This is a genomic window from Glutamicibacter soli (assembly GCF_052322135.1).
In the GTDB taxonomy this organism is placed as follows: Bacteria; Actinomycetota; Actinomycetes; order Actinomycetales; family Micrococcaceae; genus Glutamicibacter; species Glutamicibacter soli.
The window spans coordinates 2,343,913-2,369,431 of the sequence record NZ_CM125969.1 but is presented as its reverse complement, the minus strand read 5'-3'; the positions used below and the strand labels follow the sequence as shown (position 1 = coordinate 2,369,431).

22 protein-coding genes are annotated in these 25,519 nt (G+C 63.2%); 20 read left to right on the top strand and 2 right to left on the bottom strand.

Features of this window, described 5'->3' with window-relative positions; translation table 11 throughout:
* Positions 1-2: 2 nt before the first annotated feature.
* Positions 3-1,487, top strand: a complete 1,485-nt coding sequence (locus ACTX90_RS11190; protein WP_047119499.1) for a sensor histidine kinase — start codon at positions 3-5, stop codon at positions 1,485-1,487.
* A 105-nt stretch (positions 1,488-1,592) separates the two neighbouring features.
* On the opposite strand, the gene ACTX90_RS11185 is transcribed toward ACTX90_RS11190, so the two are convergent.
* The gene (locus ACTX90_RS11185; RefSeq protein ID WP_443442084.1) at positions 1,593-3,317 is read right to left on the bottom strand and encodes a LysM peptidoglycan-binding domain-containing protein; all 1,725 of its coding nucleotides are present in this window, start codon (positions 3,315-3,317) and stop codon (positions 1,593-1,595) included.
* Positions 3,318-3,522: 205 nt separating this feature from the next.
* On the opposite strand from ACTX90_RS11185, the gene ACTX90_RS11180 reads away from it, so the two are divergent.
* The gene (locus ACTX90_RS11180) at positions 3,523-3,876 is read left to right on the top strand and encodes an Rv2175c family DNA-binding protein (protein ID WP_047119498.1); all 354 of its coding nucleotides are present in this window, start codon (positions 3,523-3,525) and stop codon (positions 3,874-3,876) included.
* 96 nt (positions 3,877-3,972) lie between these two features.
* Here ACTX90_RS11180 and ACTX90_RS11175 read toward each other — a convergent pair whose 3' ends face one another.
* The gene (locus ACTX90_RS11175; RefSeq protein ID WP_113606464.1) at positions 3,973-5,079 is read right to left on the bottom strand and encodes a polyprenyl synthetase family protein; all 1,107 of its coding nucleotides are present in this window, start codon (positions 5,077-5,079) and stop codon (positions 3,973-3,975) included.
* Positions 5,080-5,236: 157 nt separating this feature from the next.
* On the opposite strand from ACTX90_RS11175, the gene dinB reads away from it, so the two are divergent.
* From dinB to ACTX90_RS11085, 18 genes are all read left to right on the top strand, one after another.
* Positions 5,237-6,412, top strand: coding sequence for a DNA polymerase IV (gene dinB, locus ACTX90_RS11170; protein ID WP_113606463.1), 1,176 nt, complete (start codon positions 5,237-5,239; stop codon positions 6,410-6,412).
* Between the two features lie 181 nt (positions 6,413-6,593).
* Entirely contained in the window at positions 6,594-6,977 is a 384-nt protein-coding gene (locus tag ACTX90_RS11165) for an SCO2097 family morphological protein (RefSeq protein ID WP_047119496.1), read from the top strand.
* A 492-nt stretch (positions 6,978-7,469) separates the two neighbouring features.
* Complete coding sequence (gene mraZ / locus ACTX90_RS11160; protein ID WP_047119495.1) at positions 7,470-7,883, top strand: division/cell wall cluster transcriptional repressor MraZ; 414 nt, start codon at positions 7,470-7,472, stop codon at positions 7,881-7,883.
* A gap of 171 nt (positions 7,884-8,054) precedes the next feature.
* Complete coding sequence (rsmH, locus tag ACTX90_RS11155) at positions 8,055-9,047, top strand: 16S rRNA (cytosine(1402)-N(4))-methyltransferase RsmH (RefSeq protein WP_047119494.1); 993 nt, start codon at positions 8,055-8,057, stop codon at positions 9,045-9,047.
* Between the two features lie 142 nt (positions 9,048-9,189).
* Entirely contained in the window at positions 9,190-9,810 is a 621-nt protein-coding gene (ftsL, locus tag ACTX90_RS11150; protein ID WP_146955833.1) for a cell division protein FtsL, read from the top strand.
* Positions 9,811-9,887: 77 nt separating this feature from the next.
* Complete coding sequence (locus tag ACTX90_RS11145) at positions 9,888-11,702, top strand: peptidoglycan D,D-transpeptidase FtsI family protein (protein WP_047119493.1); 1,815 nt, start codon at positions 9,888-9,890, stop codon at positions 11,700-11,702.
* The gene (locus ACTX90_RS11140) at positions 11,696-13,288 is read left to right on the top strand and encodes a UDP-N-acetylmuramoyl-L-alanyl-D-glutamate--2,6-diaminopimelate ligase (protein ID WP_443442083.1); all 1,593 of its coding nucleotides are present in this window, start codon (positions 11,696-11,698) and stop codon (positions 13,286-13,288) included. Before ACTX90_RS11145 ends, ACTX90_RS11140 begins: the two co-directional genes overlap by 7 nt.
* 50 nt (positions 13,289-13,338) lie before the next feature.
* Positions 13,339-14,796, top strand: coding sequence for a UDP-N-acetylmuramoyl-tripeptide--D-alanyl-D-alanine ligase (locus ACTX90_RS11135; protein ID WP_047119491.1), 1,458 nt, complete (start codon positions 13,339-13,341; stop codon positions 14,794-14,796).
* The gene (gene mraY, locus ACTX90_RS11130) at positions 14,793-15,896 is read left to right on the top strand and encodes a phospho-N-acetylmuramoyl-pentapeptide-transferase (RefSeq protein ID WP_047119490.1); all 1,104 of its coding nucleotides are present in this window, start codon (positions 14,793-14,795) and stop codon (positions 15,894-15,896) included. Before ACTX90_RS11135 ends, mraY begins: the two co-directional genes overlap by 4 nt.
* Positions 15,878-17,434, top strand: a complete 1,557-nt coding sequence (gene murD, locus ACTX90_RS11125) for a UDP-N-acetylmuramoyl-L-alanine--D-glutamate ligase (RefSeq protein WP_047119489.1) — start codon at positions 15,878-15,880, stop codon at positions 17,432-17,434. Before mraY ends, murD begins: the two co-directional genes overlap by 19 nt.
* 55 nt (positions 17,435-17,489) lie before the next feature.
* A complete protein-coding gene (gene ftsW / locus ACTX90_RS11120; protein WP_244910801.1) occupies positions 17,490-18,776 on the top strand; it encodes a putative lipid II flippase FtsW in 1,287 nt (428 codons plus the stop codon).
* Between the two features lie 105 nt (positions 18,777-18,881).
* On the top strand, positions 18,882-20,003 hold the full coding sequence (gene murG, locus ACTX90_RS11115; protein WP_047119487.1) for an undecaprenyldiphospho-muramoylpentapeptide beta-N-acetylglucosaminyltransferase: 1,122 nt from the start codon (positions 18,882-18,884) through the stop codon (positions 20,001-20,003).
* A 3-nt stretch (positions 20,004-20,006) separates the two neighbouring features.
* Complete coding sequence (gene murC / locus ACTX90_RS11110) at positions 20,007-21,404, top strand: UDP-N-acetylmuramate--L-alanine ligase (RefSeq protein WP_047119486.1); 1,398 nt, start codon at positions 20,007-20,009, stop codon at positions 21,402-21,404.
* A gap of 32 nt (positions 21,405-21,436) precedes the next feature.
* A complete protein-coding gene (locus tag ACTX90_RS11105) occupies positions 21,437-22,171 on the top strand; it encodes a cell division protein FtsQ/DivIB (RefSeq protein ID WP_047119485.1) in 735 nt (244 codons plus the stop codon).
* 217 nt (positions 22,172-22,388) lie between these two features.
* Positions 22,389-23,570 (top strand): cell division protein FtsZ, encoded by a 1,182-nt coding sequence (ftsZ, locus tag ACTX90_RS11100; RefSeq protein ID WP_113606458.1) that lies wholly within the window; start codon positions 22,389-22,391, stop codon positions 23,568-23,570.
* A 20-nt stretch (positions 23,571-23,590) separates the two neighbouring features.
* The gene (locus tag ACTX90_RS11095) at positions 23,591-24,310 is read left to right on the top strand and encodes a purine nucleoside phosphorylase YfiH/LACC1 family protein (RefSeq protein WP_443442082.1); all 720 of its coding nucleotides are present in this window, start codon (positions 23,591-23,593) and stop codon (positions 24,308-24,310) included.
* 126 nt (positions 24,311-24,436) lie between these two features.
* Positions 24,437-24,988, top strand: coding sequence for a cell division protein SepF (locus tag ACTX90_RS11090; protein WP_443442081.1), 552 nt, complete (start codon positions 24,437-24,439; stop codon positions 24,986-24,988).
* A gap of 24 nt (positions 24,989-25,012) precedes the next feature.
* Complete coding sequence (locus ACTX90_RS11085) at positions 25,013-25,309, top strand: YggT family protein (RefSeq protein WP_047119481.1); 297 nt, start codon at positions 25,013-25,015, stop codon at positions 25,307-25,309.
* Positions 25,310-25,519 lie beyond the last annotated feature (210 nt).

Here is a 25,519-nt window from a genome sequence, read left to right as displayed (position 1 = left end):
TAATGGCCCTCATCACCGAAGATCTACGTCGAAAAGCCGACCTCGGCCCCGGTGATGAGGACTGGCTCCACCTGCTGGTGGGGGATTGGCAGCTGGTCGCGGACCTCGCGTTCGCAGACCTGGTGCTCTGGTTCCCCACCGGCGATGGATCCTATGTCGCCTTGGCGCATGTGCGCCCGTCCACCTCGCACACGACCTTCCACACCGACTTCGTCGGTGAGCGCATCCGCAAGGATCTGCGCATCATGGTGGACCGCGCCTGGGACAGCCGAACCATCCAGCGTTCGGCCGAGCATCCCGGCGCCGATTTGATTCCTGGACTGACCACCGTTCAGGCTGTCCCGCTGGTTCGCCAGAACCGGACCGTCGCGGTGATCACCTCGCACTTCGACCGCAACCAGTCGCGCACCCCCTCGAACTTGGAGCTCGTCTACCGGCAAAGCGCAGACGACTTGCTGGCCATGGGCACCAAGGGGCTGTGGCCCGACTTCGCCAGCCCCACCGGCTCGCGCCGCGGTGCGCCCCGCGTGGGCGACGGCTTCATCCGCTTGAGTGTGGAAGGGACGGTGGAATTCGCCAGCCCCAACGCGGTCTCGGCTTTCCGCCGCCTCGGCGCCGCCGACGTGCTGCAGGGCCAGCCGCTGGCCGACCTGACCATGGCGCTGGTTCGCGACCGCCGTGTGGTCGATGAAACCCTCCCATTGGTCCTCCAGGGCAAGATGCCGTGGCGCACTGAAGTCGAGTACCGCGGCGTCACCCTCTCCCTGCGCGCTATCCCGCTGCGCGATGAATCCAAGCGCTGGGGCGCACTGGTCCTGTGCCGGGACGTCTCGGAACTGCGCCGGCGTGAAAAGGAGCTGGTGACCAAGGACGCGACCATTCGCGAGATCCACCACCGGGTGAAGAACAACCTGCAGACCGTGGCGGCGCTGTTGCGCATGCAGTCGCGGCGCATGAGCTCGGACGAAGGCAAGCAGGGTCTGGAACAGGCCATGCGCCGGGTATCCACGATTGCTTCGGTCCACGACTTCCTGTCCAAGGGACTGAACGAAACCGTGAAGTTTGACGACCTGATGGACCGCCAGTTCCGCCTGATCGTTGAAATCGCTTCGCCGGGGCAGAAGATCTCCACGTGCCGCGAAGGGGAGTTCGGCATGCTCGACGCCGACTTGGCCACCCCGCTGTCGTTGGTGATTAATGAACTGGTGACCAATGCCGTGGAGCACGGCTTGGCCAACCGCGACGGACAGGTGGCACTGATCGCCGAACGCTATCTCGGCACCGACTCCAAGGACTGGCTCAGGGTGACCATCGAGGACGACGGCCACGGGCTGCCGGAAGGGGAGCGCCGTGAAGGTCTCGGCCTGCAGATCGTGCGCACCCTGGTGACCAGCGAGCTGTCTGGGGAAATCCGCTGGCTGCCCGGTGACGAGGGGGGAACGCGGGTAGTCATCGAAATGCCGCTGACCCTGGATCGGCGGGCCTAGCGTCGCAAGACCGCGAAACGGCCAGCTGGTGCGCGCACGCCGGGCGCAATGCAAGGGGCGGCCCGGAGAAGTGGAAACTTCTCCGGGCCGCCCCTTGCGCAGTATTTAGCGGTACTGCTTCATCAACGACTTTACGCTGGCCACGTAGCGCTTGGTGTCGTCGTACATGCCGTACTTCTTCACGCCGCCGAGGCCCTGGTAGTACGCGGCGATGGCATCGTCCAGGTTGTCGGTGTTGTCGAGGTTGTAGCGGATGACTGCAACACCTGCGGTCACGTTGTCCTGCGGGTTGAGCAGGTTCAGCTTCTTGCCCAGGCGGGAGGACATCCACTCGCCGGTGCTCGGGATCACCTGCATGGCGCCCAGGGCGTTGGCGGGGGAGACCGCACGCATGTTGAATCCCGACTCCTGCATGGAGTGCGCCAGCGCCAGCGCCGGGTCAACGCCCATGCGGTTGGCGGTGGACACGATAATGCTTTGCATCTCGCTGCGGCTCGGCACCGAGATCGAGTCCAGGTAGTCCTTGTTCTCGTTCGCGCTGCTGACCACGTGGTCGGCATAGGTGCGGCCGAGGAAGGTGTTGCCAATCTTCTTCTTGGATCCACCGGTGGAGGTCGAGGACACCGAGGAGCCGCTGACCTTGACCTTGGTCCCGATCTGCAGCGGGGTCGAGGTGCTCAGCTGCGGGTTCTTGTCCAGCAGGTCTGACAGCTTCATTCCGTGCTCGGCCGCAATGCCGCCGAGGGTGTCGCCGGACTTCACCGCGTAGCTCGAAGCCTTGGACGATCCGCCCGAAGGCTTGGACGACGAGGAGGACGAAGAGGACGACGAAGCGCTGCCCGAGACCTTGATCTTGTCGCCCGGGAAGATCGGCTTGGAAGCCGAAATGCCGTTCAGGCTCAACAGGGTGCCCAGCTTCATGCCGTTCTTGGACGCGATGCCGCTGAGGGTGTCGCCCGACTTCACGGTGTAGCTCGCTCCGCCGGAAGGCTTCGAGGAAGACGAGGACTTGCCCGAGGAGCTGGAGGAGTTGGCCGAGCCGTTGATGGTGAGCTTGTCGCCCGGGAAGATCGGCTTGCTGGCCGAGATGCCGTTCTTGCTCAGCAGAGCCGAGAGGCTCATGTTGTGCTTGATGGCAATGCCGCCGAGGGTGTCTCCGGCCTTCACAGTGTAGCTGGCCGAGCCGGAACTGGTCGACGAGGACTTGCTCGACGATGACCGCTTGCTGGAGCTTTCGGCTGATCCGCCATCGACCTTGACCTTGTCGCCCGGGAAGATCCTCGTGCTGGAGGAGATGTCGTTTTTCTTCAGCAGGTCGGACAGGCTCATCTTGTGCTTGGCCGCGATCGCGCTGAGCGTGTCGCCGGACTTTACGGTGTAGCTGCTGGTTGCGGATGTGTTCGAAGACTTCGAGGACTTCGACGACGAGGAACCGTGGCCTGGCACCTTCAAGGTCTTGCCAGCGACGATGAAGTCGCTCTTGAGGTCGTTCAGGTCTTTCAGCTTGGAAACGGTGGTCTTGTACTCCACCGCCAAGCTGGACAAGCTGGCGCCTGCCGGGATCTTGATTTCCTTGGTGCTGGCCTTGGCAGGCAGGCCCAGGGAAGGCACGCGGGAAGCAATCAGGTGTGCCTTGATCTGATCTTCAGCGATCTTGATGTTTTCGGGTGTTACCGACTTCGCGGCCGAGCCTGGGGTGTTTACCGATACTGCTGGCGCTGCGTACGCAGCCGGGGCCAAGGCGAGGCTGCCGATGACAGCAGCGGGGATCGCTGCACCTGCGACAACACCTAGCGCATGCGTGGAGACATGGGTCGCTTTGTGGGGCATAGAGTCATTCCTCATTTGTACGGTTGCGATAATCGCGAACAGTCACAAGTGCACCTGAACCGGCTGCTTCAGGAGTTGTTTGTGTTGCAATTGTTATCAAAGTGATACATGAAAATTTACACTACTTGTGTGACGCATGGAAACAGCTGTGACTGGTTTGAACAAAGTTTCTGCGGTGAATCGCAATTTATGGGAACCTTAAGGGGTGAATGACATTCAAGAACTTGTTGGCCAGTGGCTGACCCTGCCCGATCTGGCCGAAGAACTAGACATTGATATTCGCCGCGTGCATCGCATGCTTGATGAGCGTACGATCGTGGCTCTACGCATCGGCGAGCGCAAGGTTCGTTCGGTTCCTGCGGAATTCGTTCAGGATGGCGCGGTTGTCGAGAGCCTCAAGGGTACCTTGTCGGTGTTGAAGGACTCGGGCTACTCCGATGAAGAGAGCGTCAAGTGGCTCTTCACCGAGGACGAGTCGCTTCCGGGCACCCCGATGAACGCGCTGCGCTCGGGCCGCAAGACCGAGATTCGCCGTCGCGCGCAAGCATTGGCTTGGTAGATACACGAAGCTTTGTATAAAGAATAGGTCTCGACATTCCTTTATTTGGAAGGAAAGTCGAGACCTATTGTTATCTATCGGTGATGTTCCGCAGGGCTAGCTACTGCGTTTGGTGACTGCATCGCTGAGGAACTTCATGCCGGCCAGCGCGAGGTCGTGGGTCTGGATTTCTCCCAGAGCCTGCAAGGACTGGACAGTTAGTTCGCTGATGCTGCGTTCGGTCTCCTGCAACGCACCGCTGCCCTGCAGGATAGTGCTGAGCTTCTGCACTTCAGCGTCGGACAAGTCCAGGGCGCCGAGCCTGTTCTGGATGAAGTCCTGTTCCTCAGGGGACGTCAGCAGCAGTGCGTGGGCGATGAGTTCGGTCCGCTTGCCTTCACGCAGGTCGTCCCCGGCCGGCTTGCCGGTGATCTCGGGATCGCCGAAGACTCCCAGCACGTCGTCTCGAAGCTGGAACGCCTCGCCCAAGGGCAGTGCGAACGCGCTGTAGCTATCGAGCAGCTCAACGTTCGCGCGGGCGAGCGCACCGCCGAGCAGAATCGGATTCTCGGTGGAGTACTTGGCCGACTTGTAGCGGACGATGGTCCGGGCGCGCTTCACGGCTTCGGCCGGATCGTAGGCGGGGCCGGCCGACTCTTCGAGTACGTCGAGATACTGCCCGGCCATGACCTGGGTCCGCATGCGATTGAAGATGGTGCGCGTAGCGGCGTCAACGCTTGGAATCGCCGCGAAAAGCTCTTCACTCAACGAAAGGCACAAATCGCCGGTCAGGATGGCGCTGGCCATGCCGTAGTTCGCGGCGCTGCCGGACAAGCCCAGCGACTTGTGCTGCGCTTCAAAGTGCTTGTGCACACTCGGACGCCCGCGGCGGGTATCCGAATTGTCGATGATGTCGTCGTGGATCAACGCCGCGGCTTGGAAAAGCTCCAGCGCGGCGCCCAGCTGGATGACCTCTGCAGAATCCCTGGCGCCGCCTGCGCCCAGGAATCCCCAGTAGGCGAATAGCGGACGGAGCCGCTTGCCGCCCCGTGTCAGATCCCGAATCGCGTTGACGATTTCAGTTGCGCTGGTGGTAATTGACGAGACTTCATCATTCTTGTCGGAAAGGAAGTCCTCAAGCTTTGCGGCAACGGCGTCCGTATAGCTCCGGCTCAGCTCCTGGACTTCAGGCTCAAAGGCCGAGACGGTTTCAGGCAACGACATGCAAAATCAATTCTCCGCGTGAAGGGGCAGATGGCTAGGATCAACTCTACCGGGAATCCGGGAGGATATTTCCCGGATGCCATGGGCAAGTGCAAATGCAGTTCCGGGGTGTTCGGCCGCCAGCGCACTGTCGGAAGCGCGCACTAATATAGCTGTCATGAATGACAAAGAGCATCGCGCGATCCTGCACGTGGACATGGATGCCTTTTTCGTCTCGGTGGAACTTATCGACCATCCCGAACTTCTCGGCGAGCCAGTGATCGTCGGATTCCCGGGTGGGCGCAGTGTGGTCCTGTCGGCCTCCTACGACTGCCGGGCCAGGGGAGTTCATTCGGCCATGCCGATGAGCCAGGCGATTGCGCTGATGCCCGAAGCAAACATTGTCGAGCCGGTCCACGGCAAGTACAACGCCATTTCCGAACGGATCATGGCTTACCTGCACACCGTGACCCCGGTGGTGGAACAGGTCAGCGTCGATGAGGCATTCCTCGACGTTACCGGGAGCATGAGGATGCTCGGAGGGCCGGTTGCCATCGGCCGGCGGATTCGAGAGCACATCCAGAGCGAATTCGGCCTGCCTTCCAGCGTTGGCATCGCCCGCAACAAGTTCGTGGCCAAGTTGGCTTCGACGTATGCCAAGCCGAACGGGATGACGGTCGTCGCGCCGGAACGCACCCTGGAATTCCTGCATCAGCTTCCGGTCACCAAGATGTGGGGAGTGGGCAAACGAACGGCAGACCAGCTCCACTCGCTGGGCATCGACACCGTGGCCCAGCTCGCGGCCGAACCTGAATCTCGGCTCGTACAGAAATTCGGGGAGCATGGCCGGGCTCTGTATTTGCTGTCCCAGGGCATAGATAACCGCCCGGTGCAACCCGTGCGGGAGGAGAAGAGCCTTTCCGCCGAACATACATTTTCCACGGATATCCGGGACAAGGACGTACTGGAGCGCGAACTGCTGAGGCTCGGGCACCGGGTCGGCCAGCGGTTGCGCGCCCAAGACAAAGTGGCTCGCGGCGTGGGAATCAAGTTGAAGTACCAGGATTTCAGTGGGATCAACAGGTCCAAGACCCTCGCCGCCGCAACAGATTCATCTTCGATGATCAGTTCCGAAGCGATTAGCCTGTTCCGCAACCTGTGGCCGCTGGCCCAGCCCATCAGGCTGCTTGGGGTCAGAGCCGAACGGCTTGAAGACTCGGCACAGGGGATTCAGCTGAGCCTGGATCCCAGAGACGAAAAAACACGGGAGGCCGAGCGGATCGCCGACCTGATCAGCCAGAAATTCCCGACGTCCTCCACCGGTCCGGCGCGTTTTCTGCGACCCAAGGAGTAAAGAGCATGTTTTGCCTACCAATGCCTAAGTTAACAGTGGTTAAGATCAACTAGCAGGGCGACGTCAAAAGAGACTATCCTAGAAGTGGGTTCGAATTATGACTGGGAACTTTTCCCGAGCATGAGGCGTTGAACCTGTAGACGGTGCATGATCGTCTGAAAGTCATTGGAAGGAGAAGGCGATGCCGCTATCGGAACACGAGCAGCGTCTGTTGGAGCAGTTGGAAAAGCAGCTGCACGAAGACCGTCGCTTTGCCTCCAACATGAAAGCCCCATCAAGCACGGGGCGGCTTTCAACCCGCAACATCGCGCTGGGTATCCTCTTGGTCATTCTCGGGCTGGCCGGTTTGATTTTCGGTATCTCCCAGCAGATCATCGTTGTTGGTGTCATCGGATTCGCGGTGATGTTCGGTGGAGTCATGTTGGCGTTGAAGAAGTCGGCAGCAGGAAAAATCGGCCAGGGCGCCAAGCCCCGCGCAGGATCCAATGCCAAGAACAATTCTCAGTTCATGAGTGGACTCGAAGAAAAGTGGAACCAGCGCAAGCGGGACCAGTCTGACGGCTAGAGCTGATCGCATTTAGAGGTGTAACCCGAGGGTTGCACCTCTTTGTTTTTTAAATTGTCTTTTGGGCCATTCCACAGGCCGTGCGGCATGATGGCGCTTTGGGCGGCCGGAAGGTCCTGCGCGGTGCCTCGCCGCCGACATGGCCGGGATTGCGATTCTCGGCAATTTCCTAGGGAAACATTTCCGGTTGTCGAACCACCGACTCCACTTCCCTCCCCAAGCCCCTCCACCTTCCACCACTGAGGGCCCAAATCCCGAAAACACGTGCATTTTCGCGCCTTATAGGGATTCTTCCGCACCTTTCGGTCCACAGCTGCCCCTGGAGCCTCCACTGCATTTTCTCCTTTAAACACGCGGAAATACGCTATTTTTTATGTCTAAACCTTCGGCAAACCCAGGTAGGTGCGTTGACAGTGGAGGGTTGTGGAGTAAAGTGGAGTGCAGTAGAGGGAATCGGGGATTCTGACCACTTCGCGGAGAAAGGCGGTGTGCATGTTCCTTGGAACTTACACGCCGCGACTCGACGAAAAGGGGCGCCTGATTCTGCCTGCCAAATACCGTGACGAGTTAGCTTATGGGCTGGTCTTGACCCGGGGACAGGAACGCTGCATCTACGTCTTCAGCCAACGAGAGTTCGAGAAGCAACATGAGCAACTTGCTCAGGCTTCGCTGACGTCCCGCAAGGCCAGGGACTATGCCCGCGTGTTCCTTTCCGGTGCGTCTGATGAAGTTCCCGACAAGCAGGGGCGAGTCACAATCCCGCAGGTGCTTCGCACCTATGGCGGTCTCGACCGCGAGGTAACGGTGATTGGTGCGGGTAACCGCATCGAGATCTGGGATTCCGCAGCGTGGCAGCAGTACCTGCAGGAACAGGAAGAAGTGTTTTCCGAGACCGACGAGGATTAGTCGTCCGATCAGGGGCGGCCACTCAGGTCAACCAAGCAGCTGGGATGAGATCTCCAGCCACCTTGAAGGCGAAATCTTCTGGCTTCACTTCCCCGGAGCCAGAATGTCTCGCCGTCAACGGTTGGAGGGGGATCTGATCTCAGCACCGATTTGAACGCGAAAGGGGGCGCAGTGACGAATCAGGATTCCCAGCGACCAGCATCAGAACGACATGTTCCGGTACTTCTGGATCGTTGCGTCAATCTGCTGGCTCCGGGTATTGAACGAGCCAACGCAGAGGGACGTCGGGCAATCGTCGTCGACTGCACCCTGGGCATGGGCGGCCATTCGGAGGCCATCCTCCAGCGGTTCGAGAATCTCCACCTGATCGGCCTGGACCGCGACGAGCAAGCCCACGAGCTTGCCGGGGCCCGTCTGCGTCCCTTCGAGGACCGCATCGACCTCGTCCACGCGGTCTACGACGAGATCGCCGACGTTGTAGCCGATCTCGGTTTCCCCGGCGTCGACGGCGTGCTGTTCGACCTCGGCGTCTCCTCCCTCCAGCTAGATGAGCGTGAACGGGGGTTCGCCTACTCCTATGATGCTCCGCTGGACATGCGTATGGATACCTCGGCCGGACCTACCGCTGAAGATCTGGTCAACGACCTTGAACGCGAGGAACTGCTGCGGATCATCCGCCAATGGGGCGAAGAGAAATTCGCCGGCAGGATCTCCACTGCGATTGTCGAAGCCCGGGCCAAGGCACGGATCACCACCACCGCCCAGCTGGTGGACGTCATTCGATCCGTTGTTCCCGCCGCGGCGGCCCGCAACCACGGGCATCCGGCCAAGCGAACCTTCCAGGCACTGCGCATCGCCGTGAACGAAGAACTGGACGTCCTGGAGCGAGCCATCCCGGCCGCCATGGGCGCACTGAACATCGGAGGCCGAGTGGTGGTCATGAGCTACCACTCGCTGGAAGACAAGATCACCAAACGACACTTCGTCCAGGGATCGACCTCCTCGGCCCCTCCGGGATTCCCGGTTGAGCTTGAGGAACACAAAGCTGAGTTCAAGGTTCTCACCAAGGGAACCGAAAAGCCCAGCGAAGCTGAAATTGCAGAAAATTCACGTGCCGCCTCAGCCCGCCTGCGGGCCGTGGAACGAGTTCTGAAGAGGAGCTAGTATGAGCCAACGAGCCCAGCGCCGAGTGCAAAAGAACGCAGCCATGACTGCCCAACCAGTTGTTGACGGCAGTGCTGCCCGCGCCGTGCGCCCCGAGCCCGTTTCCGCTAGCGATCTCAAGTTTGCTGACACGCCTCAGCGCGTGACTCTTTCGTTGGTCCCACGGATCAACGAGACGAACAAGCGATCCATGGTCGTCACCTCGGTGGTCATGGTCATGTTATTCGTCGCGGTCATCGTGGCCCTGGTCCTGATGAACACCTCGGTGGCCCAGCGCCAGTACGACATCGTTTCCCTGCGCAATCAGGAACGCGCCCTCTCCCAGGAGAACCAGGCGTTGCTCAAGGATGCCCAGTCGCTCTCGGCACCGCAGGCACTGGCTCGCAAGGCTTCCGACCTCGGACTCGTCGCCCCGGGTGCGCCCGGACTGATTGACCTCTCTGAGGGAAAGATCACCCAGCCAGCTGAAGAAGCGGTCAAGGGCGACAAGAACGCGACGAATTACGACACTCTGCCGCTACCGGGCGAAATCATCAACGGCAGCAAGAAGGCCAAGGCCGCTGAAGAGAAAGCGAAGTCCACGACGCCCGAAACCACGGTTGGCAAGCAGACTTCCGAAAAGCCTGAGAAGGCCGCGGCAGCAGAGACCAAGCCGGAGACGGTCGAACGCAAGGTCGGGGACGACGGACGCCCCGTATTCACCGAAGGCGAGCTCAACGGCGGCACGATTCCGGCGCCGACCATGAAATCCCCGACGGACTAAGGTTCGCTTCCTAAGCTTGAACACAGGGCGGCAACTTGGCTGTCACCAATCCACGATGAAGGAAAGTTGGGTTCACCGTGAGTTCGACTGTCGCTGATACCGCGAAGAAACGCATGCGCTTCGTCTTGCTGCTGTCCATCCTGCTGCTGGTCATCATCGCCGGTCGACTCTTCTGGGTGCAGGGCATCAACCCCGCGGCGGCGGCCAAGGAAGCGGCCGATACGCGCAACCGCGTGGAGACCATCGCCCCCACCCGCGGATCCATCCTGGACAAGAACGGCAACGTCCTCGCCGTGTCGGTGGACCGCTACGACCTGGTTGTCGACCAGCGGGACCAGAAGGACACCATCCGGCGCAAGGCGCGCGACGGCTCCAACTCCCGCGAGCGGATTTCCTGGGAACAAGCAATCAAGGAACTGGCCGAGGTGCTCGACCAGGATGTCGACGAGCTGACCAAGGCCATCCGCCCGCAGGACGGCGCAAAGCCCAAGGGCTACGTCATGATCGCCAAGAGCGTCACCCCCGAGGTTCGCAACGAGGTCATGGAAATCGGCATTCCGCGACTGAACTCGGTGCTGCGCAGCGAACGCCAGTACCCGCAGGGCGTCATCGCTGGCCCGCTGCTGGGCTTCGTACGGAACTCCGAGGACCAGAAGGGCGTCGTCGGCGCCGAAGGCCTTGAACTGAGCCAGGAAGACCATCTCGCCGGCACCGCCGGCAAACGCAAGTTCGAGGTCAGCGCCGACGGCGTGCGCATCCCGACCACCGAACTGGAAGAGACCCCCGCAGTGAACGGCCAGGACGTGCTGCTGAGCATCGACAACGACATCCAGTACGTGGCCCAGCGCGCGGCGGAAGCCAAGCAGAAGCAGTTCAACGCCGAGTGGGCCACCGTCATCGTGCAGGAGGTCAAGACCGGCAAGCTGCTGGCCATCGGCGACTCGGCAGAGCTGGACCCCAACAACCCGGGCGCCACCGAACCTGAATTCCGCCGCTCGGTCTCCATCACCCGCGCCTTCGAGCCGGGCTCCACGGGCAAGGCGGCGATCTTCGCCGCGGCCATCGACCAGGGCAAGGTCAAGCCCCTGGACGAGTTCAAGGTCCCGAACAAGAAGACGTTCACCAAGGAGACCATCAACGACTCGCTGCCGCACGCCACCTACGACATGACGGCGGCTGGCATCTTCGCCCGCTCCTACAACACCGGCACGGTGATGGTGGGCAATCAGGTCAGCAAGCAGACCCGCTACGACTACATGCGTGCCTTCGGCCTGGGAACCCCGATCGACGTCGGACTGAACGGCGCTAGCGCCGGACAGCTGGCCGCCCCGGAAACCTGGGACCGCCGCCAGCAGTACACCACGATGTTCGGGCAGGGCTACTCGCAGACCGCTCTGCACACCGCATCCATCTTCCAGACGTTGGCCAACGGCGGCGTGCGCATCCAGCCCAGCCTGATCGACGGGTACCGCAACGAGGACGGCTCGATCTCCGAACCGGCCGAGCGCAAGGAAACCCGGGTTGTGAAGGAATCAACATCATCCGAGATGCTCAAACTCATGGAATCGGTCGTTGAGTCGGGAACCGGTACTAAAATGAAGATACCGGGCTACCGCGTTGGCGGTAAGTCCGGAACCGGCCAGGCCGCCAGCGCGAAGGGCTATGACGGTTACACGTACTCCTTCGCCGGCGTCGCCCCGCTGGACGACCCGCAGTACGTGGTCGTAGCCACGATGTACCGGCCGCAGGGCAATTGGCGCAACTTCACGGTGGCGGACACGTTCACCGAAGTGATGAGCCATACGTTGAATACGTACAACGTGCCACCGAGCACAAGCGATTCAGAGGCGTACGACGTCTTTGTAGGTGAGGAACAAAAGAAACCTTGGTAGTCCAGGAACCCGGCACGCCGCGCGCGCTGGAACGTCATTTGCGTCCGCAGTCAGTTGCGGAAACCAGCTTCGAGGAACTGTGCGCGGCGCTCGGCGCCGTGCGCGGTTCGCTGAACCCGGCGGCGAACCCCTTGGTTCGCGGGGTCAGCCTGAACCCGCAGGTGGTGCAGCCCGGGGATGTCTTCCTGGCGATCTCCGGCGCGCGCCGCCATGGGGCGGAGTTCGCCGCCACCGCGGTGGCCAACGGGGCACTTGCACTGATCACCGACGCCCAGGGCCTGGCCCATCTGCCGGCGGACTTCCAGCTGCCGGTGGCGACCGTGGAGAACGTGCGGGCCGTCGCCGCCGCCGCGGCCCAGCGCATCTACGGCACCGCCACCCGCTGCCCGCAGCTGTTCGGCGTAACCGGCACCAACGGCAAGACCACCACCACCTTCATGATCCGCTCCATCCTGGAGGCCCTGGGCACGGAGACCGGTCTGGTCGGCACCATCGAGATGTCCGCGCGTGGGCAGATCATTCCCAGCGTGCTCACCACCCCGGAATCCACCCAGCTGCACGGGGTGCTGGCCAGCATGGCCGAGCAGCAGGTCGACGCGGTGGCCATGGAGGTCTCCAGCCACTCGCTGAGCTACGGTCGGGTGGACGCCCTGTCCTTCGCGGTCGCCGGCTACACCAACCTCACCCAGGACCACCTGGACCTGCACGGGACCATGCAGGAGTACTTCGAGACCAAGGCCCAGCTGTTCACCCCCGAGCGAAGCCAACGCGCCGTGGTGATGGTCGACGACGCGTACGGCCAGCAGCTGGCCGACCGCGCGCTGGTCCCCACGGAATCGCTGAGCCTGGATGCCGGTCACCCGGGCGCCGACTGGCGTGTGGAGAACCTGCAGCACTCGGGCCTGGGCCACAGCTTCAACATCACCCACCGCGACGGACGCACCCTGAGCACCCGCACCGGGCTGCCTGGCATGTTCAACGTGGCCAACGCGGCGCTGGCGGCGCTGATGGTGCTGGCCAGCGGGGTGCCGCTTCACGCGCTGCAGCAGGCGCTGGACGCCAGCGACCCGCTGTCGGTCGCGGTGCCCGGACGCATGCAGGTGGTCGGCGAGTCGCCGGTGGCAGTGGTTGACTTCGCGCACAATTCGGACGCGCTGGCCAAGGCCCTGGACTCGGTGCGCCCGGGCCCCGGGGGACGGCGCATCATCGTCTTCGGTGCTACCGGCGACCGCGACACCACCAAGCGCCCGGACATGGGCGCGGTGGCGGTACGCCACGCGGATATCGTGATCGTCACCGACGACGACCCGCACGGGGAAGACCCGGCCCCGATCCGCGAGCAGGTGGCCGCCGGCGCCGCCCGCGCCATCGAGGCCGAACGCCCCGAGGTGCAGCTGCACAACATCGCGCCACGCGCCAAAGCCGTGGAGTTTGCTGTGAGTTTGGCGGGAGCCAACGACGCGATCCTCGTGGCAGGCCGCGGGCACGAAGTCAGCCAAGACGTCGCGGGAATGGACGTCGAACTTGACGATCGAGTGGAACTGGCCAATGCCCTGAAACTTCATGGTTTTGTGACCATTCCCTAGCACGCCCAAGTCCACCAACGTCATCGCCCGAGTGTAAAGTCCTTATTGCCATGATTGAACTGTCTTTGACCGACCTGCTGAGCATCACCGGAGGGAAAGCGACGAATACCGTCGCCCCCGGCACCGTGGTGACCTCGGCGACCACCGATTCCCGCGACGTCGTACCAGGCTCGCTTTTTGTCGCCAAGCCCGGAGAGTTCTCCGACGGCCACGCCTTCATCGACGCCGCGCTGTCCTCCGGGGCCGTACTGGCGCTGGCCGAGCGTGTCACGCTCGACGAGCAGCGCCGCGAGCACCCGGCGGTCATCGTCCCGGATGCCGTGGAAGCCATGGGCAAGATCGCGGCCCACATCGTCGCCTACCTGAAGCAGAAGAACGATGCGGTGGTTGTGGGCATCACCGGCTCGGCCGGCAAGACCACCACCAAGGACCTGCTGGCGGCAATCCTCTCCGAGGTCGCGCCGACCGTCTCGCCAATCGGCTCCTACAACGGCGAGGTCGGCGTGCCGCTGACCGTCTTCAATGCCACCGAGGACACCAAGTACTTCGTGATCGAGATGGGTGCCACCGGTATCGGTCACCTGACCTACCTGACCGACATGGTCCACCCGAAGATCGGCGTGGTGCTCTGCGTGGGCACCGCGCACGCCGGCGAATTCGGCGGCGTGGAGAACATCGAGAAGGCCAAGGGCGAGCTGGTCGAGGCGCTGGACGCCGACGGCATCGCCATCCTGAACGCCGAGGACCCGCGCGTGGCGCGCATGGCCTCGCGCTCCGGGGGAGCGGTCCGCTTCTTCGGCACCGGGAGCAAGCCGGTGGAGGGCGCCGGGGTCTGGGGCGCCGACGTGGAGGTCAACTCCCAGGGCCAGCCCGAAATGACCCTGCAGTTCCCCGACGGCTACTCCCAGCGCATCACCTCCGGCCTGCTCGGCCGCCACCACGTGGCGAACATCCTGGCAGCTGCCAACGCCGCCTACGCCCTGGACATCGATCCCGCGCTGATTGCCCGCGTGCTCAACGGTCGGAAGGCAGGAAGCCGCTGGCGCATGGAGCGCGTCGAGCGCGCCGACGGCGTGAGCATCATCAACGACGCCTACAACGCGAATCCCGAATCCATGCGCGCCGCACTGGTGACCCTGGCCGAGCTGGGCCTGCCCAGCGGCGAGACTCCGGGGCGGCGCACCTGGGCGGTGCTCGGTGAAATGCTGGAGCTGGGCGACGAGTCAATCCACCAGCACGACCTGCTGGGCCGCCTGGCGGTGCGGATGAACATCAAGAAGCTCGTGGTCGTCGGCCGCGGCGCGAAGGCGGCCTACAACTCCGCGGTGCTGGAAGGCAGCTGGGGCGACGAGGCGTTTTTCGTGGAGAACGTGGACGAAGCCCGCACCCTGCTGCAGGAGCAGCTGGAGCCGGGGGACATCGTCCTGTTCAAGTCCTCCAACGGCGCCGGCCTGCGCCATCTGGGTGATGACATCGCAGCATTCGTGAAGGAAGGCGAGAACGCATGATCGCATTAATCGTAGGAGCGGGCATCGCCCTGCTGCTGACCGTGGTGTTCATGCCGCTGTACATCAAGCTGCTCACGAAGAAGCAGTACGGACAGGTGGTCCGCGACGACGGGCCGATGTCCCACGCGGTGAAGTCCGGAACGCCCACCATGGGCGGCGTGGTCTTCGTGCTGGCGGTCTTCATCGCCTACTTCCTGACCCACGCCATCCTGGGCATGATGGGCCGGGCCAGCGCGGGCATCACGGCCAGCGGCCTGCTGGTGCTGCTGCTCTTCGGCGGCATGGGCCTGGTCGGCTTCCTGGACGACTTCATCAAGATCTTCAAGAAGCGTTCGCTGGGCCTGCGCGCCTGGCAGAAGATCGTGCTGCAGGCAGTGGTGGGCATCAGCTTCGCCGTGCTGGCGCTGCAGTTCCCCAATGACCAGGGGCTGACCCCTGGCTCCACCGCGATCTCCTTCCTGCGCGACACCAACATCGACTTGGCCTTCGCCGGACCGATGGTCGGCCTGATCCTGTTCGTCCTCTGGGCCAACTTCATCGTCACCGGCACCACCAACGGCGTGAACCTCACCGACGGCCTGGACGGCCTGGCCACCGGCGCCTCCATCATGGTCTTCGGCGCCTACACGCTGATGGGCATCTGGCAGCAGAACCAGGCCTGCAGCAACGCGAACGCGCTGGACGTGTGCTATTCGGTGCGCGACCCGCAGGACCTGGCCATGCTCGGCGCCATCCTCTCCGGCGCGCTGATCGGCTTCCTGTGGTTCAACGCCAAGCCGGCCAAGATCTTCATGGGCGACACCGGCTCGCTGGCCATCGGCGGCGCCGTCGCGGCCTTCGCGATCCTCTCCCGCACCCAGTTGCTGCTGGTCATCATCGCCGGCCTGTTCGTCATCATCTCGCTGTCCGTGATCATCCAGGTGGGCTACTTCAAGATCTCCGGCGGCAAGCGCGTGTTCAAGATGGCCCCGCTGCAGCACCACTTCGAGCTGTCGGGTTGGTCCGAGGAAAACGTCGTCATCCGCTTCTGGATCCTGGCAGGCCTGTTCGTGGCCGCAGGTCTGGGCATCTTCTACTCTGAATGGGTTGTCGCACTGTGAGCGCAAACGCCAATGCCGCACTGGCCGAACTGACAAGCTGGGATTCGAACTGGAAAGGCCTGCGCGTTCTCGTGGCGGGCCTGGGCCTGTCTGGCTTCTCCGCCGCCGACACGCTAATCGAGCTCGGAGCCGTCGTCACCGTCCTGGACGGCCGCGACGACGAGCTGAACCAGCAGCGCGGGGAAACCCTGATGATCGTCGGCGCGCACCAGGTGCTGCTGGGCGCCGAGCACGTCACGCACCTGCCGCAGGTGCAGGACCAGCAGCCGCAGCTGGTGCTCGCCTCGCCAGGCTGGAACCCGCGCCACCCGGTCATCGCCGAAGCCACCGAGGCAGGCATCCCGGTCTGGAGCGACATCGAGCTGGCTTGGCGCGTGCAGAACCGCGCGGGGCGCACGGCGCCGAAGTGGCTGGCCATCACCGGCACCAACGGCAAGACCACCACCGTGGGCATGACCGAAGCGATCCTGCAGGCCGCTGGCCTGAAGGCCATCGCCGTGGGCAACGTCGGCACCCCGATCCTGGACGCCGTGCGCGAGCCGGTGGACTACGACGTGTTCGCCGTGGAGCTGTCCAGCTTCCAGCTGCACTACACCCACAGCATTTCCCCGGTCGCTTCCGTGGTGCTGAACATCGCCGAGGACCACGTGGACTGGCATGATGGGTTCGAGAACTACAAGGCCGACAAGGCCAAGATCTACGAGCGCACGCAGATTGCCGCGATCTTCAACGTCGCCGACGAGGTCACCCTCGACATGGTGGAGAACGCAGAGGTCATCGAGGGCTGCCGCGCCATCGGCTTCACCACCAACACCCCGTCGGTGTCCATGGTCGGAGTGGTCGAGGACCTGCTGGTGGACCGCGCATTCATCGAGGACCGCCGCACCAATGCGGTGGAACTGATCGCGTTGAAGGACATCGGCGAGATCGTCCCGCGCCACACCGCTGCGAACGCAGCGGCCGCCGCCGCGCTGACCCGCGCCTTCGGCGTTCAGCCGGAAGCCGTGCACCGCGGCCTGAGCGGCTTCGACGCCGGCGCCCACCGAATCCAGGCTGTCGCCCGCCGCGACGACATCCTGTGGATCAACGACTCCAAGGCCACCAACCCGCACGCGGCCGACGCCTCCCTGGCGGCCTTCACCAAGGTCGTCTGGATTGCCGGCGGCCTGTCCAAGGGCGTGGACTACCACGAGCTGGTGGCCAAGCACGCGGCCCGGCTGCGCACCGTGCTGCTGATCGGCACCGACATCCAGGGGCTGCGCGAAGCGCTGGCCGAGCACGCGCCGAAGGTCGAGGTCATCGACATCACCGCCGCGGTGCACGATGAAACCGGCACCCTGCCCAGCGGCGCCCAGGTCATGGCCCGCGCCGTGCACACCGCAGGGAAACTTGCCCAGGCGGGGGACACGGTGCTGATGGCACCGGCCGCCGCGTCCATGGACCAGTTCAGTTCCTACGCCCAGCGTGGCAACGCCTTTATCAGCGCGGTCAGTGATCTGATGGATAGTGGTTCCACGGATCAGAATTCTGACGACTAACAGCACGCAAGAGAACCCGGCCAGTGCCGGAAAGCAACAACAGACGGGGGCATTGGTGGTGACCAAGGAGCGCAAGCAGCCGCAGGGCGCCAAGGCCGAAACCGGGAAGACCGCCGCCTCCGGCAAGAAGCCCGGCCTGCGCCCGCAGGGCGGGATCTTCAGCGGAGTCGAGAAGGCCAGCGCACGCCTGGCCTCGACCGACTACTGGCTGGTGCTGGTGACCTCGATCTTCCTGTCGGTGTTCGGCGTCATCATGGTGCAGTCCTCCGCCTCCGTCGAAGCAATCGCGGCCGGACGCAACGGTTTCACCGTGGCCCTGTCCCAGGCGATGTTCGCAGGGGTCGGCATCGTCTGCATGCTGATCATGCAGTTCATCCACCCCTCCAAGCTCAAACGCCTCGCGTGGATCGCCGTGGGTGCCGCGATGGCGCTGCTGTTCCTGGTGGCGTTCACGCCGCTGGGACATGAAGTCCTCGGCAACCGCAACTGGATCAAGATCGGTGGATTCGGCCTGCAGCCCAGCGAATTCGCCAAGCTCGCCTTGGCGGTGTTCTCCGCCTTCATGCTCGAGAAGAAGCAGCACCTGCTGGGCGACATGAAGCACCTGATGATTCCGATCCTGGCACCGGTCGGCGCCATCATTCTTTTGCTTGTGGTGCTCGGCAAGGACGTGGGCACCGCCCTGGTGCTCATCATGATCCTGGCCACCGCGATGTTCCTGGGCGGCCTGCGCATGAAATGGCTGCTGGGCTTGGGCGCCGCAGGGTTCGCGCTGCTGACCGTCCTGGTCATGGCCTCGGCCAACCGCCGCGGACGCATCAAGGCATGGCTGGGCATCGACTGCGGCAGCGGAGACCAGTGCTACCAGTCGAACATGGGTATGCACGCCTTCGCCTCCGGCGGCTGGTTCGGCGTCGGCCCAGGCCAGTCCCGCATGAAATGGTCCTACGTACCCGAAGCGCAGAACGACTTCATCTTCTCCATCCTCGGTGAAGAGTTCGGCTTCATCGGCGTGATCTTCGTGCTCGCCTTGTTCGCCATCCTCGCCCTGGCCATGTACCGCATCGCCATGCGCGCCACCGACCTGTACACCCGCGTCCTCATGGGCTGCCTGATGTCCTGGATCATCGGCCAGACCTTCGTGAACCTGGGCACCGTTTCCGGCGTGCTGCCGGTCATCGGCGTGCCGCTGCCTTTCATCTCCTCCGGCGGTTCCGCGATGCTCGCGGTCATGCTTGCCATGGGCTTCGTGCTCTCCTCGGCCCGCCAGCAGAAGCAAGACCAAGTGGTCTCCGTCGTTCCTTCCACCAAGCCGGCGGCCAAACCCAAGCCCAAGCGCTGAGCCCACGGACCGGGCCCGGCACCCCCGCGGACGGTTCTCACCGAGCGCACCACAGAATTACCAACGGCACCCGCTGCCGACCAACCCAAGGAGTACACCAGCACCATGAGCGAACCGATTCGACTGGTAGTCGCCGGCGGCGGCACGGCCGGGCACATCTCGCCCATGCTGGCGATCGCCGACGCGGTCAAGGACGAAAACCCGGCCGCGCAGATCACCGCGCTGGGCTCGCCCGGGGGACTGGAAACCCGGCTGGTGCCCGAAGCCGGCTACCCGCTGGAACTGATTCCCAAGGCCCCGATGCCGCGCAGCATCAATCTCGACGTGCTGAAGTTCCCCTTCCGCTTCGCCAAGGCAGTGAACCAGGCCAAGGCGGTGCTGCGCCGGAGCAACGCGCAGGCGCTGCTGGGAGTTGGCGGCTACGTCTGCACCCCGGCCTACCTGGCCGCCAGGAAGCTCGGTGTCCCGATCTTCGTGCACGAAGCGAACTCGAAGGCCGGCATGGCCAACAAGCTCGGCGCCAAGCACGCTGCCGCCGTGGGCACCACCTTCGCCGGCACCGGGCTGCCCGGCGAGGAACAGGTCGGCATGCCCATGCGCTCCAACGTGGCCACCATGGACCGCGCCGCGCTGCGCGACGAGGCCCGGGCCCACTTCGGGCTGACCGACGACCGCCCGGTGCTGCTGGTCACCGGCGGCTCCTCGGGCGCGCTGAGCCTGAACAACGCCGTCGCCCAGTCCCTCCAGCAGCTGAACGCCGCCGGCATCCGCACCGTGCATATCACCGGCCGCGGCAAGCAGCTCACCGACGACTCCGGCGCGCTGCTGGCCCACGAGGGCTATACCCAGGTCGAATACGTTGACCGCATGGACTACGCCTACGCCGCGGCGGACCTGATGGTCTGCCGCTCGGGCGCCGGAACCGTCTGCGAACTCGAAGTGGCAGGCACCCCCTCGGTGCTGGTCCCGCTGCCGATCGGCAACGGCGAGCAGAAGCTCAACGCCCGCGAACTGGTCCAGGCCGGCGGCGCGCTGCTGGTCGAGGACAAGGACTTCTCCGCCGGCTACATCGCCGAGCATGTCATCCCATTGCTGGGCGATCGGCATAAACTGGAAGGGATGTCGCAGGCCGCCTCCTCACTGGGACGGCGCGACGCCGCGCAGATCATGGCACGGAAGATCATCACCGAAGTTTCATCCCGGGCACTGCCGGGACAGGAAGGCTAGAACATGTCGAAGCGAGCCGACGAGCTCAATGCCGAATTGGGCAAGGTACACCTCATGGGTGTTGGCGGTGTCGGAGTCTCGGCCGTGGCCCGGCTCATGCTGGACTACGGGCTGAGCGTTTCGGGATCCGACGCCAAGGACCTGCCGGTGATGGACGGGTTGCGCGAACGCGGGGCCCGCATTCATGTCGGCTATGCGCCGGAGAACCTGGGCGACGCGGACACCGTGGTGATCTCCTCGATCATCAAGCCGGGCAATCCCGAATACGACGAGGCAGTGCGCCGCGGACTGCGCATCCTGCACCGCTCCCAGGGGCTTGAAGCGACCATGCGCGGCCATGACCGCGTCGTGGCGATCGCCGGAACCCACGGCAAGACCACCACCACCTCGCTGACCGCCCACATGCTCAAGTCCGTCGGGGCCGTGCCGAGCTTCGCGGTGGGCGCCAACATCCCGAGCCTGGGCACCAACGCGGAACTGGGCAACGGAGGCTACTTCGTGGCCGAGGCCGACGAATCCGACGCATCGTTCCTGAACTACCGCCCGGACGTCATCATCGTGACCAACGTCGAGGCGGACCACCTTGATCACTACGGCACCGCCGAAGCAGTGCACCAGGCCTTCGTCGACTTCGCCCAGCTGCTGCCCGAGGACGGGCTGCTGATCTGCTGCGCCGACGATCCCGGCGCCAACGAGCTCGCGCACAAGATGCGCCAGAGCCGCAGCGACCTGCGGGTGCAGACCTACGGTTTCTCCGATCATGCAGACCGCCGGCTGAGCGATGCCCGCGCTCTGGACAACGGCCGGTTTGCCGCCACCATCGAATGGGGCAGCGGACAGGAGCACATCCTGAACCTCGCGGTGCCCGGCCAGCACAACCTGCTCAACGCCGCCGCGGCGCTCTCGGTGGGCATCGACGCCGGCGTGGACGTGGACGACGCGCTCGAAGCCCTGGCCGGCTTCACCGGCGCGGCCCGCCGCTTCGAGTTCAAGGGCGAAGCCGACGGTGTGCGGGTGTACGACGACTACGCCCACCATCCCACCGAAGTCACCGCCGCGCTGAAGGCCGGCCGCGTGATGGCGGGGGAGGGCAAGCTGCACGTGCTCTTCCAGCCGCACCTGTTCTCCCGCACCAAGGAGTTCTACCGCCAGTTCGCCAGCGCGCTCTCGCTCGCGGACACGGTGACCCTGCTGGAGATCTATCCCGCCCGCGAGGAGCCCATCGAGGGTGTCGCCAGCGAGCTGATCGCCGAACGCGTCGAAGTGCCGGCCCATGTGTTCGCGCCGGAGGCCGCGGTGGCCCATGTGGTGGAAAACGCCGAGCCCGGCGACGTGATCATGACCGTGGGAGCAGGAGACGTCACCTACCTCGGCGGCCGGCTGCTCGACGCTTTGTCCTGAGACCCGCTCGACGAACGCAACCCTAGGAACCAATGGACGAAAAAGCCAAGGTCGTTGAACTTCCGCCCAGCCCGGAGAAGAGGCGGCGCAAGATCATGCTCATCGGCGCAGCCGCCATCGTGGTGCTCAGCCTGGTCGTGGTCTTGGTGCTGAGTTTTTCCCCGGTGCTGGCAGCCAAGAAGATCGAGGTGACCGGGACCAAGCTGCTGAGCGAAAAGCAGCTGCTCGAGTCGCTGGCGCCCTTGGAAGGCACGCCGCTTCCGCGGATTTCCGAAGCCAAGGTCGAAGAGCTGCTCGGTGAGCAGCCGGCGATCGACAGCGTCGTGGTTCGGGCCCAGATGCCCAACACCCTGGTGGTGGAGATCCATGAGGAGGTTCCGGTGGCGATCCTGGTGGACGGCAAATCCAACTTCCTGGTGTCCGACACCGGCGCCAAGCTGAAGAAGCTCGGCGCCAAGGACAAAACCAAGTTGCCGAAGATCAAGGCCTCGGATGCCACCAAGGATCCAGAGCAGTTCAAGTTGCTGACCTCGATTCTCAGCGGGGTCGACGCCAAGGTGCTGGAGCAGGTTTCCACCGCTTCGTTGACCGAAGCGGGATTCATGGAACTTGCTTTGCCGCAGAAGCGTACACTGATTTGGGGCAACGGGGAGAAGGCGGCGTTGAAAAATCAGGTGACACAGATTTTCCTGAATAATTCAAAGGACAGCGCGGAGGCGAAGAAGACCATCGACGTCTCCAATCCGGAAAATCCGGTGACCTATTAAGTACGTCAGACTTGGGCGCGGGATGAACATTCTGAGCCAAAATTCTGGAAAGATAGGTTTGAAGTAGCGACACGCCTAGGCGGTCGTTGCACAAAGACCATACGACTCATAGCGTTCTTAATAACGATCGCTTGACAGAAACCTGACCTTCAGGCTAAGGGTGAAGGTTTCGGCATGGGTCGGATTCATGTAGCACATCTAACAAGGGAAGCGGGACGTGGCAGCTCCACAGAACTACCTCGCGGTCATTAAAGTCGTCGGTATCGGCGGTGGCGGTGTAAACGCAGTCAATCGTATGATCGAAGTCGGTTTGAAGGGCGTTGAATTTATCGCCATCAACACCGACGCTCAGGCACTGCTCATGAGCGACGCCGACGTCAAGTTGGATGTTGGACGTGAGCTGACTCGCGGTCTGGGTGCAGGCGCCAACCCTGAAGTTGGACGCCAGGCAGCCGAGGACCACGTCGAGGAGATCGAGGACGTCCTGCGCGGCGCCGACATGGTCTTCGTCACCGCAGGCGAAGGCGGCGGCACCGGTACCGGTGGCGCCCCTGTCGTTGCCCGCATCGCACGCTCCCTGGGCGCGCTGACCATTGGTGTGGTCACCCGCCCGTTCACCTTCGAAGGCCGCCGCCGTGCCAACTCGGCAGAGTCCGGCATCGAGGCGCTGCGCGACGAGGTCGACACCCTGATCGTCATCCCTAACGATCGTCTGCTGTCCATTTCGGACCGCAACGTGTCCGTTCTGGACGCATTCCGCCAGGCCGACCAGGTCCTGCTCTCCGGTGTCCAGGGCATCACCGACCTGATCACCACCTCGGGCTTGATCAACCTCGACTTCGCCGACGTGAAGTCCGTCATGCAGGGCGCTGGCTCCGCACTGATGGGCATCGGCTCGGCCCGCGGCGAGGACCGCGCGGTGAAGGCGGCCGAACTGGCCATCGCCTCGCCGCTGCTGGAAGCCTCCATCGACGGCGCGCACGGTGTGCTGCTGTCCATCCAGGGTGGTTCGGATCTCGGCCTGTTCGAGATCAACGAAGCCGCCCGCCTGGTCCAGGAAGTCGCCCACCCGGAAGCAAATATCATCTTCGGCGCCGTCATCGACGACGCACTGGGTGATGAAGCCCGCGTGACCGTGATCGCCGCCGGCTTCGACGAGCCGGACGTGACCAGCAAGCCGATGTCCGCGCCGGCCGTGTCCAAGCCAGCCGTCAGCCGTGCAGCAGAGCCAGCTGCACCTGCCGCGCCTGCTGCTCCCGCCGTTGTACCGCCGGCCGCCCCGGCACCTGCAGAGAAGCCTGCCGCAGAGCAGAACCCTTTCCAGGACCTGCCAGACGTTGTCGATTCGGACCTGAACGGCTCCAACGACGACCTCGACGTCCCGGACTTCCTGAAGTAAGAACAGCAGGAAGCTGAGCAGTGCTACATTTCGCGTCGAACCTCGATCCGAGCATCCAGCTGGCCTTCACGACGCAGGCCGAGGGAAACCTCGCCCTGCATGTGAATGACGATCCCCGCCTTGTGGCGGAGAATCGTGCCAGGCTGGAGGACTCGATCGGGGTTCGACGTTTTTCCCTGAATTTCATGAACCAGATCCACTCCACGCTGATCCATGCGGTCGACGGTGCGCAACGCACCTCGTGGAGCGACCCGGAGGCTCCGACCTGCGATGCGCTGGTCGACCCCTCAGGGCTTGAACCGCTGGCGGTCATGGTCGCGGACTGCCTGCCGGTGCTTTTCGTGGGGCGCAATCCGGAATCCGGCGGCAGCCTCACGGCCGCTGCCCACGCCGGACGCCGCGGACTGCTGGACGGAATACTGTCCAAGACCGTACACCAGCTGCGTTCCCACGGCGCGGTGCAGATCGAGGCCGTCATCGGCCCTTCGATCTGCGGCAACTGCTACGAAGTGCCGCAGCAGATGGCCGAGGAATCCGAGCAGCTTCGTCCGGGAATCCGCACCCGGACTTCCTGGGGAACCGAGGCGCTGGATCTTCCGGCCTCCGCGGCCCGGGAGCTGGCGGAACTGGACGTCCAAGTCCAGCTCAGCGGGGTCTGCACCTTGGAAGATGAACGATTTTTTTCATACCGCAGATCTACTGACTCGGGCCGACTTGCAGGACTTATTTGGCGCGATTAACACCCGTGTGCGACACACCGGTGAGAAAATCTCGAATGAACATTGCTACCTGAATTCTGTGCGGTAGCGTCGAAGTAGCGGAATCATGCATGGGGTGCATGAACGGGACAAACTAGGAGAATTATCGTGGCTGACGGACTGCGCAAGGCAATGGTCTATCTCGGCTTGGCGGACGCCGTCGAGCACGAAGAGGCTGTGGTAGATAAGGCAGAACCGAAGCCTCCGGTTCGAGTCATCGAAGACCCTGCTCCGAAGCGTCCCGCCGAATCCCCGCGCCCGCAGCCAGTCGTTCGCGCGGCCGCTCCGCAACCAACAGCCACAGAACCGGATGCCGAATACCGTGCACCGGTAACCCCCATCAAGCGTGCCCCTTCAGTGAGGGATGAGGATTCCGAATTGCGTCAGATTACAACCGTGCACCCTCGTTCTTACAACGATGCCAAAATCATCGGTGAGAACTTCCGTGACGGCATTCCGGTGATTATGAACGTCACCGACATGGGTGAAACCGACGCCAAGCGTTTGGTGGACTTCTCCGCTGGCCTCGTCTTCGCGCTGCACGGATCGATTGAGCGAGTCACCAACAAGGTGTTCCTGCTCTCGCCGTCCACCGTCGAGGTGCTGGGCGAGGACCGCAAGCAGTCCGAAGCCCAGGCAACCTTCTTCAACCAGAGCTAAGACGCCAGGAGCGAGCGCACAAAAATGGTGTTCGGGATTATTTATCTCGCCTTAGCGATCCTGCAAATTCTGCTTCTGATGCGAATTGTGCTGGATATAACTGAAAACTTTGCCCGCCACTGGCGTCCCAAGGGCATCGCGCTGGTCGTCGCGTCGTTTGTCGTGTCGATCACCGATCCGCCGCTGCGGTGGCTCCGCGGGAAAATCAAACCCCTGGATCTCGGCGGAATCCGCCTTGACCTGTCCTTTTTGATTTTCTTCATCGTCGTCATGATCGCGAAGGTCATCGTCGGCAATCTGGGGGCGAGCACAGGTATCTGAGTAGGAGTTTCTCCTCCAGCTAGGGGATTGTAGGCATAGCGCCTACAAGGTAGATTCAAAGAAAAAGAGACTCGGGTGAAGACCCGATTTCGTATTTAGTGTCCAAATCGTTATATCCTTTAGGAAATAGTGCTCCGACTTCACCGGTCGCGACACTGAAGAACGGTAAGTGTTTCGCAGGGCAACCAAAGGCCTTGCGGAAATGATCCC

What these genes read in the sequence shown, in the direction of transcription:
- ACTX90_RS11165 (WP_047119496.1), top strand. Translation starts at nt 6,594, where the DNA reads ATGCCGCTATCGGAACACGAGCAGCGTCTGTTGGAGCAGTTGGAAAAG.
- mraZ (WP_047119495.1), top strand. Translation starts at nt 7,470, where the DNA reads ATGTTCCTTGGAACTTACACGCCGCGACTCGACGAAAAGGGGCGCCTG.
- murG (WP_047119487.1), top strand. Translation starts at nt 18,882, where the DNA reads ATGAGCGAACCGATTCGACTGGTAGTCGCCGGCGGCGGCACGGCCGGG.
- ACTX90_RS11085 (WP_047119481.1), top strand. Translation starts at nt 25,013, where the DNA reads ATGGTGTTCGGGATTATTTATCTCGCCTTAGCGATCCTGCAAATTCTG.
- murC (WP_047119486.1), top strand. Translation starts at nt 20,007, where the DNA reads ATGTCGAAGCGAGCCGACGAGCTCAATGCCGAATTGGGCAAGGTACAC.
- ACTX90_RS11135 (WP_047119491.1), top strand. Translation starts at nt 13,339, where the DNA reads ATGATTGAACTGTCTTTGACCGACCTGCTGAGCATCACCGGAGGGAAA.
- murD (WP_047119489.1), top strand. Translation starts at nt 15,878, where the DNA reads ATGGGTTGTCGCACTGTGAGCGCAAACGCCAATGCCGCACTGGCCGAA.
- mraY (WP_047119490.1), top strand. Translation starts at nt 14,793, where the DNA reads ATGATCGCATTAATCGTAGGAGCGGGCATCGCCCTGCTGCTGACCGTG.
- ACTX90_RS11185 (WP_443442084.1), bottom strand. Translation starts at nt 3,317, where the DNA reads ATGCCCCACAAAGCGACCCATGTCTCCACGCATGCGCTAGGTGTTGTC.
- dinB (WP_113606463.1), top strand. Translation starts at nt 5,237, where the DNA reads ATGAATGACAAAGAGCATCGCGCGATCCTGCACGTGGACATGGATGCC.
- ACTX90_RS11175 (WP_113606464.1), bottom strand. Translation starts at nt 5,079, where the DNA reads ATGTCGTTGCCTGAAACCGTCTCGGCCTTTGAGCCTGAAGTCCAGGAG.
- ACTX90_RS11190 (WP_047119499.1), top strand. Translation starts at nt 3, where the DNA reads ATGGCCCTCATCACCGAAGATCTACGTCGAAAAGCCGACCTCGGCCCC.
- ACTX90_RS11105 (WP_047119485.1), top strand. Translation starts at nt 21,437, where the DNA reads ATGGACGAAAAAGCCAAGGTCGTTGAACTTCCGCCCAGCCCGGAGAAG.